Raw genomic sequence first — 13,143 nt, 5'->3', positions numbered from 1 at the left:
GGGGCGGGGCCGGGCGGTAGCGTGCGGGGAGCACCCACCCGCGACGAGCGGCCCACGCGGGGAACGACCCGTTCGCGCGGAACGTTCACGGGTGGGGTACGCGACACCCGGGCACGGACGCGAGGACGGACGCCACGGGTACCGGGGTACGGGTCCTCGCGACCGGTACGCACACCCGGGTCCGCGGACCCGAGTACGCGGACCCGGGGCGCACCACTGACGCGCCGCACGGACCGCACCGCACGCCGCCCGCCGGAACCACCAAGGGGAAGACGCACACCTGATGCCGGACAGCCGTTTCCGACACCCGCACCTCCTGCCGCGCGAGCGGCACCAGCCCCCGTACCCGCCGCAGGGGGGCACGTCCGCGCCGGGCGGGGAGGGTCCGGGTGCGACGGGCGGGTCCCGTTCCGGGTCCGGGTCGTCCGGCTCCGGGTCGTCCGGGTCCGGCCGCGAGGGCGGAGCGCCCTCGGGCGAGGACAACCCGTTCGCGCCGCCGCCCGAGGGCACCCCGGACCGCCCCTGGCAGCCCCGGCGCCCCGAGGGCGGGCAGGACGGCCAGGACGAGGGAAGCCGGGATCAGGGGGGCCGGGGCGGCCCCGCGTGGGGAAGCCAGTGGAGCGACCGGCAGCCGGGCCCCTCGTCGGACGGCAGCTTCGGCACCCGACCGCGCCGGCCCGGCGGCCCCGAGGGCCCGGACAACGGCGGGCCCGGGAACCAGGGCGGCCCCGGGGGCCAGGGCGGTCCCGGCGGGACGCGCTGGGACCCGACCGACCCCGCCCAGCGCAGGGCGCGCTTCGCGCTCCTGTCCGGCATGTGGGCCTTCTTCTTCTCCCTGTTCGGCTGGCCGTCGGTGGCGCTGCTGCTGGGCGCGCTCGGGCTGTACTGGGGAGTGAGCGCGCTGCGCGCCAAGGCCCCGCGCCCGCAGAACGGCACGCCCGGCACCGCGCCCGCCCCGGCGCCCGCGCCGCAGCCGCCGGGCCGCCGGCCGCAGACGACGGCGGCGATCAGCGGCCTGGTGACGGCCTCCCTGGCCCTGCTCATGGTGGCCACGACCTTCACGGCACACCTGGTCTACCGGGACTACTACACCTGCACCAAGGACGCCCTGACGACCTCCGCGAAGAAGGACTGCGACTCGTTGCTGCCGCACCAGCTCCGCGACCTGATGGGCACGCCGTAGCACCGCGGGCCCGCTCGGCACGCATAGCCCTGGCGAGTGCGTCCGTAGTCCTGCCTGGCGTGCCGTAGTCCTGCCGCGCGCGCCGTAGGTGCGGCACGGGGCGCGTTCCTCCGTGGCGCGCGCCCCGCCCCCGGGCGCTCACTCGGCCGGCGCGTCCCCGGGCCTCGGCGGCCGGGCCGGTACGGCCGGCTCCACGTCGACCGGGCCTACCGGATTTACCGGGCCCACCGGGCCCACCGGGCCCACCGGACCGGCCGGGCCGACCGGGCCCACCGGGCCCACCGGACCGACCGGACCGACCGGGCCGGTCTGATCGACCGGATCGACCGGCAGGAAGTCATAGGCGTCCTCCGGCTCCACCGCTCCCTTCGGGGCGGGGACGGCCGAGGGGGCGCCCGTCCCCGCCGCACGCGCGCGGGAGGCTTCGCCGACGCCCGCACCGGGCGCACCGGCGCCCGCGCCCGCGCTCCGGAGCACTCGCACCCCCCACCACAGCAACCCCACCGGCACCCCCATACCCACGGCCCACGCGGCGCCGGCGAGGGCGACCTGCCACCACACCGGCCCGAAGCGCGCCAGTCCCCGCACGCCCATCGCCCCGCCGGCCACCCACGCGAGCCCTCCGGCGGCCGCGCCGCACCCGGCTCCCGCCGCCGTCACGACCCCCACCACCCGCGGCCACGACCAGCGCACCCGCTCCCGCGCCGCGGCCCCGGCCACCCCGCAGCCCACGACCACCCCCGCGGCCACCGGTACCACCGCCACGGCCCAGCCGAGCCACGCCGTGCCCTCCCCCGGCACCGCCGCGAGCAGCGGGAACCTCGGCAGCGCCCCCGGCGCCGCGCTCCCCGGGGCCCCCCAGGGCCCGGCCACCTGCCCGGCCCCCAGCACGAAGCCCGGCCCCAGCCCGTAGGCGGCGCCCCACACCGCCGCGTTGGGCAGCAGGGCCACCGCGAGCAGCGCCACCGTGAGCCGGCCCCACCATCCGGGCGTGAGCCCCAGCAGGGAGTCCCGTACGGCCTCGCCGTGCCAGGCCAGCGAGGCCAGGACGAGCAGCGCGCCGCCCCCCACCAGCACCGTGAGCCCTCGCAGCGCGGCCCGCGCGGCCACCCGCGCCCACCGCGGCAGCGCGCCCCGCGGCGCCCCGTACGCCGTCCACACGCCCCCTCCCGCGGCGAGCCCGGCGAGCAGCGGCGGAGCGCCGGCGGTCCAGATCCAGGAGGGCCGCAGCTCACCGCCGGACGCGTAGGCCGCCGCGAGGGAGCCGACCGCGAGGTAGCCGGTCATGACCCCGCACCAGGCCGTGCGCGGGCTGACCGGCGGCGCGTCCCCGGGGCCCTCTCGGGGGACGTCGACGGCGTCCCGCCCGGCCCGGTACAGCAGCCACACCGGCAGCGCGGGCAGCAGCAGCGGGGTGAGGCCGACGGGGGCGGGCGTCCCGGTGAGCGTGTCGGTGCGGAGCAGTTCGACGCCGTGGCCCAGGAGCCAGAGGGAGGCGGCCAGGTGCAGGGCGCCGTCCGGACCGCCATCCGGGTACGGGGAGGTGACCCACAGCGCCAGCACCAGGACGGCGAGGGCGCCGAGCCCGAGCCCGGCCGCGATCGCGCCGCCCAGCAGACCGGCGCCGAGGCCCGGAGCGCGGTCCCGCACGCGGCGGCGCAGCCGCCCGCGGAGCCGGAGCAGCAGCCGGGTGAGCAGCCAGGCGAGCAACCGGGTGAGCGATCGCGTGGTGAGCGAGGGGGTCCCGGTGCCCGGCGAGGGCGCGGGTGGGGCCAGGGGTGTCGGCGAGGCGCGACGTTCGATCCATGGGAGCACGACGGCCATGCTCCCAACGACACCCACTTTTCCCTCGTAACGGGCGGGACTCGGCAGTGTCGCCCAAAATACGTTTATGTTCTTTTTCGTACGAAAGGGTGTCCTTCGGTGACTGAGAGTCAGCTCCGGCGCGGTCGGCTCATGCCGGGTCAGCTCACCCGAGGTCAGCTCACGCCCGCTCAGGCATTCGATACGCTCTACGGCTTCTGCGCCCCCGTCCTCGTGCGGCAGGCGTACCTGCTCACCGGGCGGCGGGCACTGGCCCGGGAGTCCGTGGAGCGGGCGTTCGAACTGGCCTGGCGGCGCTGGCCCGAGGTGGCACGCGACCGCGACCCCGGCGGATGGGTGCGCGCGGCCGCCCACGACCACGCGCTCTCCCCCTGGCACCGGTTCCGCCGGCGCCACCGGCAACCGGAGCCACCGCCCGGGGACCCGGCCGGGCGCGCGCTCCTCGACGTCCTGCTCCAACTGCCGCCGCCGTACCGGCGCACGCTGCTGCTGGCCGACGGGGTCGGGCTGACCGTACGGCAGATCGCCCAGGAGACCGAGGCGACCACCTCGGCCGCGGCCAGGCGGCTGCGGCACGCCCGCGAGGCGGTGAGCGACCTGCTGCCGGGCGCGAGTGCCCCGCCGGACCTGCGCCGGCGCCTGAGCGAACTGGCGGCCACCGAGATCCCGGCCGCCGCGCCCCCGCCCACGGTGCGCACGACGGGTGAGCGACGCGACCGCCAGTGGGTGCGCACGGCGGCGGTGCTGGTCACCACCCTGACCGGCACGACGGCGCTCGCCCTGCAGTACGCCCCCGACCACTACGCACGCCCGGTGCCCCAGGGGGCGGCGATCCACGGCCTGCCTCCGCACGCGGTCCAGGGCCCGCTGTCGGAGCGGTCCCGGGCACTGCACCGGGCCCTGCGGTCCGAGTTCCCCGGCGGCCCCCACCGCCTCGTGCCCTCGGCCCGCTGACACGAAGGGGCCCGCCCTCCCGGGTGGGGAGGGCGGGCCCGACGTGCCGGGGGGCGGTGCGGCACCGCCCCCGAGACGTGAACGTCTCAGCCGGCGAGGATCTCGCGCGCCAGCTTCGCGGTCTCGGTCGGCGTCTTGCCGACCTTGACACCGGCGGCCTCGAGGGCCTCCTTCTTCGCCTGGGCGGTGCCGGAGGAACCGGAGACGATGGCGCCGGCGTGGCCCATGGTCTTGCCCTCGGGCGCGGTGAAGCCCGCGACGTAGCCGACGACCGGCTTCGTCACGTTCTCCTTGATGAAGTCGGCCGCCCGCTCCTCGGCGTCGCCGCCGATCTCACCGATCATCACGATCAGGTCGGTCTCGGGGTCGGCCTCGAACGCGGCGAGCGCGTCGATGTGCGTGGTGCCGATGATCGGGTCGCCACCGATGCCGACGGCGGTCGAGAAGCCGAGGTCCCGCAGCTCGTACATCATCTGGTACGTCAGCGTGCCGGACTTCGACACCAGGCCGATGCGGCCCGGCTTGGTGATGTCGCCCGGGATGATGCCGACGTTCGACTGGCCCGGGGTGATGATGCCGGGGCAGTTCGGGCCGATGATCCGGGTCTTGTTGCCCTTCTTGCCGGCGTACGCCCAGAACGACGCCGAGTCGTGCACGGCGATGCCCTCGGTGATCACGACGGCCAGCGGGATCTCGGCGTCGATGGCCTCGACGACGGCGTCCTTGGTGAACTTCTCCGGCACGAAGATGACGGAGACGTTGGCGCCGGTCTTCTCGATGGCCTCCTTGACGGTGCCGAAGACCGGTACCTCGGTGCCGTCGAAGTCCACGGTCTGCCCCGCCTTGCGCGGGTTCACGCCGCCCACGACCTCGGTGCCGTCACCGAGCATGAGCTTGGTGTGCTTCATGCCCGTGGCGCCGGTCATGCCCTGGACGATGACCTTGCTGTCCTTGTTGAGCCAGATAGCCATGGTGTGTTGATGTCCTCGTCCTGAGTGATTACTTGGCGGCGTGGGCCAGCTCGGCGGCCTTGTCGGCCGCGCCGTCCATGGTGTCGACGCGCTGGACCAGCGGGTGGCCCGCGTCGGTGAGGATCTTCCGGCCGAGCTCGGCGTTGTTGCCGTCGAGACGGACGACGAGCGGCTTGCTGACGTTCTCGCCGCGGTCCTCCAGGAGCTTCAGCGCCTGGACGATGCCGTTGGCGACCTCGTCACAGGCGGTGATGCCGCCGAAGACGTTGACGAAGACGGACTTGACGTCCGGGTCGCCGAGAATGATCTCCAGGCCGTTCGCCATGACCTGGGCGGAGGCGCCGCCGCCGATGTCCAGGAAGTTGGCGGGCTTGACGTTGCCGTGCTTCTCACCGGCGTACGCGACGACGTCCAGGGTGCTCATGACGAGACCCGCGCCGTTGCCGATGATGCCGACCTCGCCGTCGAGCTTGACGTAGTTGAGGTTCTTCTCCTTGGCGGCGGCCTCGAGCGGGTTGGCCGCGGCCTTGTCGTGGAGCTCCTCGAAGTCCGGGTGACGGAACTCGGCGTTGTCGTCCAGGGAGACCTTGCCGTCGAGGGCGATGACCTCACCGGAGGCCACCTTGGCCAGCGGGTTGACCTCGACCAGGAGGGCGTCCTCCTTGATGAAGGTGTCCCACAGCTTGACCAGGACGTTCGCGACCTGGTCGGCGACCTCGGCCGGGAACTTCGCGGCCTCGACGATCTCGCGCGCCTTCTCCGGCGTCACGCCGTCGATCGCGTCGATCGGGGTCTTGGCGACGGCCTCCGGACGGGTGGCGGCCACCTCCTCGATCTCCACGCCGCCCTCGACCGAGGCGATGGAGAGGAAGGTGCGGTTGGCACGGTCGAGGAGGAAGGAGACGTAGTACTCCTCGACGATCTCCGGGGCGGTCTCGGCGATCATCACCTTGTTGACCGTGTGGCCCTTGATGTCCATCCCGAGGATGTCCGTCGCACGCGCGACGGCCTCGTCCGCGGACGCGGCCAGCTTGACGCCACCGGCCTTGCCACGACCACCGACCTTCACCTGCGCCTTGACGACGGACTTGCCGCCCAGACGCTCGGTGATCTCGCGCGCCGCCTCAGGCGTGTCGATGACTTCACCGGCCAGCACCGGTACATCGTGCTTGGCGAAGAGGTCCCTCGCCTGGTACTCGAACAGGTCCACGCGCTTCCGTCCCTATCAGTGATCTCGCGGTTCGTTGGATGCGTGGGCGTGCCGCGAGGGCAACGTGACGTCCGCAGTGTCACAAGGGGAGCGCACACGGTGACCGAGCGCGCGGCATGTCCGTCTCGCAGGTTATCGCCGCCGGGGGTGGGGCTCTAAATCGCAGGTCACACCTGAGCGGTGATACCTGTCACATGATGCCTGACCTACTGGCACGGCGTGCCGCGGGAGAAAGGCCTCACCGGGCTGGGGTTGGCCCGGTGAGGCCCTGTTCAGCGCCCCGCGGGAGGTGACGACCCGTCGAGGGCGCGGGGCGGGGCCCCCTTCCCCAAGGGGGCCCCGCCCCGTCCGCAGGGATCCGGCCCGGACGGTTCCGACGGCTTTCGGCCGTCCGGGCCGGATTCCTGTGGAGCTTCGGGGCGGCGCGAGGGCGCCGCGGTTCTTCTCTCGTGTCCGGCCCGGGTCGGTCGACACGCGGCTGCCGGACGAGAGACGGCCGGTCCGCTTGCGGCCGGTGCGCACGTGTCCGATGCGCACGTGCCCGGTGCGCACGCGTCCGGTGCGCACGTGTCCGATCAGGCGGCCGGCCGGGACGGCGGTCGAGCGGCCGGTCGAGCGGCCGGTCGGCCGGTCGCCGGGATGGGAAGGGGCGGTCGGGGGCGGGTGCCGGCGTGGGCGGGCCGAAGCCGTGTTCGCTCGGGGACGCCACGTCCCCCGCCGCCGGTTGCGCCCCGGCAGGGGCGCCGGATCGCCGGACGTCAGGAGGAAGAGGGAGCGGACCCGCGCACGGCCCCGCAGGGTGGCCGGACGCGCACGGGGCCGGGGACCGGAGGCCGCGGCCTCTGCCGGGCGGCCTCCCGCAGGTCCCGGCCCGGAGGGCTCGGCACCTCCCCGCTCCTGTACCGGACGTCCTCGGCGGGATGCTTCGCGAGGGCCCCGGGCGCGAGGCGCGGCAGCGCCCGCTGCCGGACGGCCACCGCGTGCGGATCGGCGTGCCGGGGGCCGCCGTTGTCGACGAGGGACCGCTCCCCCAGCAGCCCGGACGGGTCCCCGCCGGGCGGCCGGGGCAGGGGGAGCGGCACGGTGCGCCGCTGCCCGGCGCGGTCGCCCGAGGCCGCCGTACGGTCCTCGCCGCCCGTGGCCGCCGGATCGGCCGGCCCACCGGCCCACCGGGTCCACGGTTCCTTCGCGGTGTGCGCCAGGGCCCGCCCGCCGGGTGCGGACGAGGGGGACTGCTTCTGTACGGCCCCCGGGGGCGCCCCGGACCGGCCGGGCAGTACGTGCGGGTCGGGCACCGGGCGCGGGTCGGCCGGGGAGGAGGGGCCCGGCGGGACGAGGGAAAAGGGCGGCAACGTCACCCGGGGCAGGGGCAGGGGCAGTGCGGAGGCCGGCGGCCACTGCCCCGCCGTGCCCCCCGGCGCTCCGGCGGCCGCCTCGACGACTCCGCCGACCCGGCCCACGGCCTGCTCCGCCACCGGGCGCACGGGCCCGTCGGCGACGGTCCGGATCACGCGCCGCACAGCGCCGTCCATGTCATCGCCGTCACCGCCGCCACCGCCGTCACCCCTCACCGACCGCACCGCGCGCGGTGCGGGTGCCGGGTGGGCCTGGGCGACCACCTCTGCCGCGTGGGCCGTCCGTACGGCGTGGGCCGTGTGCCCCGCGTGGGCCGTGTTGCCCGCGCGGCCGGGGCCGGGCCCGCGGAGGCCGTCGGGTCGGCGAGGGTCGCTGGGTCGGCGAGGTTCGCGGGGTGCGGAGGACGCGTCCGGATCGCGCGGCACCTCGGACGCGTGCCTCGCGCCCGGTGCCCCGCCGGGGCCGTCCCCGCCGGCCACCGCCGTGTGCGCGTCCGTGAGCGCGGCGGCCCTCGCGACCGTCCGCTCCACGGTCGAGGTGACGCCCGCCGCCGTCGCCGGGGTGCTCCCACCGCCGTCCGCCGCCTGCGCCCGCCCTCCGCCCAGAAGTCCCAGCACCGCCAACCCGCCCACCAGCAGAGCCAGTTGGAGCACGCGCCGGCCGGCCGCCGTGCGCACGAGGCGCAGGACGGCACCGGCGGGATGCGGCGCGGCGGGCGGAATCACGGCGGGACGGCCTCCGTGAGGCGGACGGGGCAGGAGGGACAGGGACGAAGGGGCAACGATCCTCGCACGAGGCTCCACAGCCCGCGCAAGCCCCCGTCACCGCCCGGAACGGGCCCTGCCGTTCTCCTCGCCGCCCTCCCCTCAGCCCACGTCCGGGACCGGCAGCGGGCGTTTCTCGATGGCCGCCGCCATCACCTCGGGGAAGAGTTCGGGCGTGCACGCGAAGGCCGGGGCGCCCAGCGCCGCCAGGGCCGCCGCGTGCTCACGGTCGTAGGCGGGCGCCCCCTCGTCGGACAGCGCGAGCAACGCCACGAACCGCACCCCCGAGGCCCGCATCGCCGCCACCCGCTTCAGCATCTCGTTGCGTATCCCTCCCTCGTAGAGGTCGCTGATGAGGACCACGACGGTGTCGGCGGGGCGGGTGATGCGCGACTGGCAGTACGCCAGGGCCCTGTTGATGTCCGTGCCGCCGCCGAGTCGCGTGCCGAAGAGGATGTCGACCGGATCGTCGAGCCGGTCGGTCAGATCGGCCACCGCCGTGTCGAAGACGACGAGCCGCGTGGCGATCGACCGCATGGACGCCAGCACGGCCCCGAAGACGGAGGCGTACACGAGGGACGGGGCCATCGAGCCCGACTGGTCGATGCACAGGACGACCTCCCTCTGCACCGACCTCGCCGCCCGCCCGTGCCCGAGGAGCCGTTCCGGCACGACCGTGCCGTGCTCGGGCAGGTAGTGCTTGAGGTTGGCCGCGATCGTCCGGTTCCAGTCGATGTCCTGGTGGCGGGGCCGGGCGACCCGGGCACTGCGGTCGAGCGCACCGGTGAGCGCGGCCCGGGTCCGGGTGGCCAGCCGCTCCTCCAGGTCCGCCACTACCTTGCGCACCACCGCCCGTGCCGTCTCCCTCGTCGTCTCCGGCATCGCCTTGTTGAGGGAGAGCAGGGTGCCGACGAGATGGACGTCCGCCTCCACGGCCTCCAGCATCTCCGGCTCCAGCAGCAGTGCGGCCAGGCCGAGCCGGTCGATGGCGTCGCGCTGCATCACCCGCACCACGGAGGCCGGGAAGTACGTCCGTATGTCCCCGAGCCACCGGGCGACCGAGGGCGCGGACGCCCCCAGCCCCGCCGAACGGTCCCGGCCCGCCGCCGGTTTCTCCGCCGTCCCGTAGAGCGAGGTCAGGGCGCCGTCCATCGCGGCGTCCCGTCCGCCGAGGCCGTGCCCGGTGCCGTCCGCCGCGCCCCCGCCCAGCACGAGCCGCCACCGCCGCAGCCGTTCCTCCGCCGCGTCCCGGGCCGGCGTCCCCTCCTGGTCCGGTGTCACGTCAGCGCCTCCCCCATGTCTTCCGGTGATCTCTCGTCGGCCTTCCGTCCGTCGTGGGGCGAGGGTCCGTGTCCCTCACCGTCTCCCGCCCCGGCCTCGTCCGCCTCCGCCGTGCCGAGGAGGAGGCCCAGCACCGGCAGTACGGCGTCCGCGCGCCCGCTGTCGAAGCCGTCCCCGAACCCCGGGGCGCCCGCACCCGGGTGGACGGCGCTCCCCCGCGCCCCTGGACCGCGCCGCACCAGCTCGCCGAGCGTTCTGCGCACTCCCGCCTCGTAGGCCGCGAACGTGCGCCGCAGCAGGGGTAGTACGTCCTCGAAGGCGCTGTCCGGGACCGCCGTCAGCCAGGCGTCGACCAGGCCCCGCAGCCGCTCGTCGTGCACGAGGAGCAGTCCGCCGCCGGAGCCCCCGCCGAGGAATCCCTCGATCCACGCGGCGGCGTCGGCGGGCGGGGTGCCGGGGGACAGGACGAGCCCCATCAGCCGGGCGGCCTCGCCCTCGTCCAGTTCCCCCTCGTCGAGGAGCAGCCGCACCGCGCGGCCGCGCACGATCCCCGCGCACGTGTCCCGCGCCGACAGCACGCGCAGTACCCCGTACCAACGCCGGCGCAGACCACCGCGGCCGGAGGGTGGCGGTCCGGTTCCCTCACCGAGCAGGGCCACCGCCCCGTGCACGGCGTCGACATGCCGCCGCATCTCCGCCGCGGCCTCGGCGTCGAGCGCGGCGCAGGCGGGCGGGAGGCCGATGAAGACCCGCTCGGCGAGGCCACCGGCGACCTCGGCCAGGGCCGCCGTGTCCGTGCCGCGCACATCGCCGTACCGCAGGGAGCGGACGAGGGCGGGCAGCGCCTGGGCGAGGTGGCCGACGTCGGTGTCGAGCGCCGCGCGGTCGACGAGCATCCTCGTCACCACCGGCAGCGCCTCCGGGAGCCCGGCGAGCAGGCACCGTTCGGCGAGGGCGGTGACCTCGGCGAGTCCCGGCGCGGACAGCGCGTCCGACTCGGCCCTGGCGGTCGCGGCCGCGAGCACCGTGGTGCCCCAGATCCCCGCCTCGGCGACCCGCACCTCCAGTTCGGGCTCCCAGCGCAGCCGCCAGGTCTCCCGGAAGGTGCCCGTGCTCCCGCGCCCGTCCACGGGCCGGCCCCAGTCGACGCCCAGCAGCCGCAGCCGGTGCAGCAGCCGGCCGCGCCCGGCGTCGGTCTCCTTGCGCAGGTCCAGTTCCACCTCGCGCGCCGACGGTTCGGGCTTCAGGCGCAGCCGCCGCTGCTCCCGGTCGAGGTCGCGCCGCAGCGGCACGGCGGGCGCCGACGCGGGCACCCGGCCCAGTACGTCCCCCACCACGAGCCGGTCCCGCACCAGCGCCAGTGGCACGTCCGAGCCCTCGCACAGCACCGCCCGTGCCGCGTCGAGCGTCTCGGTGAGCCCGGGCAGGGGGCGGCCGCGCAGCACGGCGAGCGTCTCGGCGAGCCGTACGGCCTCGATGACGTCCGCGGACGAGACGAGCCGGTCCTCGGCCCGCAGGAGCCCGGCGACCTCGGTCAGCCACCGCTCGACGGGCCGGTCCGGGGCCGCGAACAGGTGCCCGTACCAGCCGGGCGACTCGATGCCCGCGCCGTAGCCGCCCGCCCGGGAGAGCCGGCGGTGGGTCCACGGCACCCACGTCATGTCGGTCCTCACCCGGGGCAGGCCCCTCACCAGGGCCCGGTCGGCGGCGAGGGTGGTGCGCTCCCGCAGCGCCGGAACGTGCCAGGCCCCGCAGACCACGGCCACGGAGTCCCCGAACTCCCTGACCGCCGCCCGCACCTGGATCCGCATGTGGGCCTCGCGCACCAGGTCCCGCGGGTGCCCGCCGTCGCCGTAGGTCTCGCGGAGCGCGGTCATCGCCTCGTCGAGCGCCGCGAACGGCGCGAGGGGGTCCCTCGTCCCGCCCCGGTGCTCGACCGCGTCCTCCCACCAGCGCTCCGGGTCGTCGTACCCGGCCGCGTCGGCGAGCACGGCGAGCGGGTCCACCCGCACGCGCGCGGCCTCGTCGGGGACCGGGCTGCCGTCTCCGTCGCCGTCACCGTTCGGGGCGTCTGTGCCGTCTGTGTCGCCTGTGCCGTCTGTGAAGTTCGTGTCCCGGCCCCACACCAGGGTGTGCGCGGCCGGCAGGTCGATGAAGCGGGCGGGCACCCCGTGTTCCAGCGCCCAGCGCAGGGCCACCCACTCCGGGGAGAACTCGGCCAGCGGCCAGAACGCCGAGCGTCCCGGTTCGTCCACCGCGTGGGCCAGCAGCGCGACCGGCGGCCGCATCGTCCCGTCCGCCGCGAGCGGGATCAGCGGATCCGCCTCCGGCGGCCCCTCGATCAGCACCGTCCCGGGTTCCGCCGCCGTGAGCGCGGCCCGCACCGCACGCGCCGAGCCCGGCCCGTGGTGGCGCACGCCGAGCAGCAGCGGTCCCCCTCCGGTCATGGGCCCACCTCCCGGCAGGCCCGGTAGAAGTCCGCCCACCCCTCCCGTTCCCGCACGACCGTCTCCAGGTACTCCCGCCAGGCGACGCGGTCGGCCGCCGGGTCCCGGACGACGGCGCCCAGGACGCCTGCGGCGACGTCGTCCGGGCGCAGCACGCCGTCACCGAAGTGGGCGGCCAGGCTGAGCCCGCCGGTGACCACGGAGATGGCCTCGGCGGTGGACAGCGTGCCGCCGGGCGACTTCAGCTTCGTCCGGCCGTCCGCCGTGATGCCCTCGCGCAGTTCGCGGAAGACGGTGACGACGCGCCGGATCTCGTCGATGCCCTCGGGTGCCGGGGGCAGGTCGAGGGCGCGGCCGATCTGGTCGACCCGCCGGGTGACGATCTCCACCTCGGCCTCGGCGGACTCCGGCAGGGGCAGCACCACCGTGTTGAAGCGGCGGCGCAGGGCGCTGGAGAGTTCGTTGACCCCGCGGTCGCGGTCGTTGGCCGTGGCGATGAGGTTGAAGCCGCGGACGGCCTGCACCTCCTCCCCCAACTCCGGTATCGGCAGGGTCTTCTCGGACAGGATGGTGATCAGCGAGTCCTGGACGTCCGCCGGGACGCGGGTCAGTTCCTCGACGCGGGCGGTCGTCCCCCCGGCCATCGCGCGCATCACCGGGCTCGGCACCAGCGCCTCCCGGCTGGGGCCGCGCGCCAGGAGCTGCGCGTAGTTCCAGCCGTAGCGGATCGCCTCCTCCGGGGTGCCCGCGGTGCCCTGCACCAGCAGCGTCGAGTCGCCGCTGACGGCCGCGGCGAGATGCTCCGACAGCCACGTCTTGGCGGTGCCGGGCACCCCGAGCAGCAGCAGCGCGCGGTCGGTGGCGAGAGTGGAGACGGCGACCTCGACGAGGCGGCGCGGGCCCACGTACTTCGGTGTGATCACCGTGCCGTCCGTCAGGGTGCCGCCGAGCAGATACGTGACCACGGCCCACGGGGACAGCCGCCAGCGGGGCGGACGCGGGCGGTCGTCCCGCGCGGCCAGCGCGGCGAGCTCCTCGGCGAAGGCCTCCTCGGCGTGCGGCCGCAGGACCTCGGCGGCCCTGGTCGCGTGCACGTTTTCGTCGTCCGTTCCCGCGTGCGCGGCGGTCGTGGCTTCCTCGGGCGCAGGCATGG

The 13,143-nt window shown here is 75.8% G+C and carries 9 protein-coding genes; 2 read left to right on the top strand and 7 right to left on the bottom strand.

Annotated elements, in window-relative coordinates; all coding sequences use genetic code 11:
* Positions 1–283 precede the first annotated feature (283 nt).
* Entirely contained in the window at positions 284–1,183 is a 900-nt protein-coding gene (locus OHB09_RS20080) for a hypothetical protein (RefSeq protein ID WP_328728661.1), read from the top strand.
* Positions 1,184–1,321: 138 nt separating this feature from the next.
* On the opposite strand, the gene OHB09_RS20075 is transcribed toward OHB09_RS20080, so the two are convergent.
* Positions 1,322–2,998 carry a cell division protein PerM gene (locus tag OHB09_RS20075; RefSeq protein WP_328922336.1) on the bottom strand — a complete coding sequence of 559 codons (1,677 nt, stop codon included), beginning with the start codon at positions 2,996–2,998 and terminating at the stop codon, positions 1,322–1,324.
* Positions 2,999–3,106: 108 nt separating this feature from the next.
* Here OHB09_RS20075 and OHB09_RS20070 point away from each other — a divergent pair, with 108 nt between their 5' ends.
* On the top strand, positions 3,107–3,961 hold the full coding sequence (locus tag OHB09_RS20070) for an RNA polymerase sigma factor (RefSeq protein WP_309486463.1): 855 nt from the start codon (positions 3,107–3,109) through the stop codon (positions 3,959–3,961).
* 86 nt (positions 3,962–4,047) lie between these two features.
* Here OHB09_RS20070 and sucD read toward each other — a convergent pair whose 3' ends face one another.
* The 6 genes from sucD to OHB09_RS20040 form a co-directional block, all read right to left on the bottom strand.
* Positions 4,048–4,932, bottom strand: coding sequence for a succinate--CoA ligase subunit alpha (sucD, locus tag OHB09_RS20065; RefSeq protein WP_006140794.1), 885 nt, complete (start codon positions 4,930–4,932; stop codon positions 4,048–4,050).
* A gap of 28 nt (positions 4,933–4,960) precedes the next feature.
* Positions 4,961–6,142 carry an ADP-forming succinate--CoA ligase subunit beta gene (gene sucC, locus OHB09_RS20060; protein ID WP_006140798.1) on the bottom strand — a complete coding sequence of 394 codons (1,182 nt, stop codon included), beginning with the start codon at positions 6,140–6,142 and terminating at the stop codon, positions 4,961–4,963.
* 758 nt (positions 6,143–6,900) lie between these two features.
* A complete protein-coding gene (locus tag OHB09_RS20055) occupies positions 6,901–8,223 on the bottom strand; it encodes a hypothetical protein (RefSeq protein ID WP_328922335.1) in 1,323 nt (440 codons plus the stop codon).
* Between the two features lie 141 nt (positions 8,224–8,364).
* A complete protein-coding gene (locus OHB09_RS20050) occupies positions 8,365–9,543 on the bottom strand; it encodes a VWA domain-containing protein (protein ID WP_328922334.1) in 1,179 nt (392 codons plus the stop codon).
* Positions 9,540–11,990 carry a DUF5682 family protein gene (locus tag OHB09_RS20045; protein WP_191854505.1) on the bottom strand — a complete coding sequence of 817 codons (2,451 nt, stop codon included), beginning with the start codon at positions 11,988–11,990 and terminating at the stop codon, positions 9,540–9,542. The genes OHB09_RS20050 and OHB09_RS20045 overlap by 4 nt, the downstream gene beginning before the upstream one ends.
* Positions 11,987–13,141, bottom strand: a complete 1,155-nt coding sequence (locus OHB09_RS20040; protein ID WP_040895648.1) for an ATP-binding protein — start codon at positions 13,139–13,141, stop codon at positions 11,987–11,989. The genes OHB09_RS20045 and OHB09_RS20040 overlap by 4 nt, the downstream gene beginning before the upstream one ends.
* Positions 13,142–13,143: the final 2 nt, after the last annotated feature.

Origin of the sequence: Streptomyces griseoaurantiacus, from assembly GCF_036189845.1 — a bacterium.
In the GTDB taxonomy this organism is placed as follows: domain Bacteria; phylum Actinomycetota; class Actinomycetes; order Streptomycetales; family Streptomycetaceae; genus Streptomyces; species Streptomyces griseoaurantiacus.
This window is presented reverse-complemented; position numbering and strand designations above follow the sequence as displayed.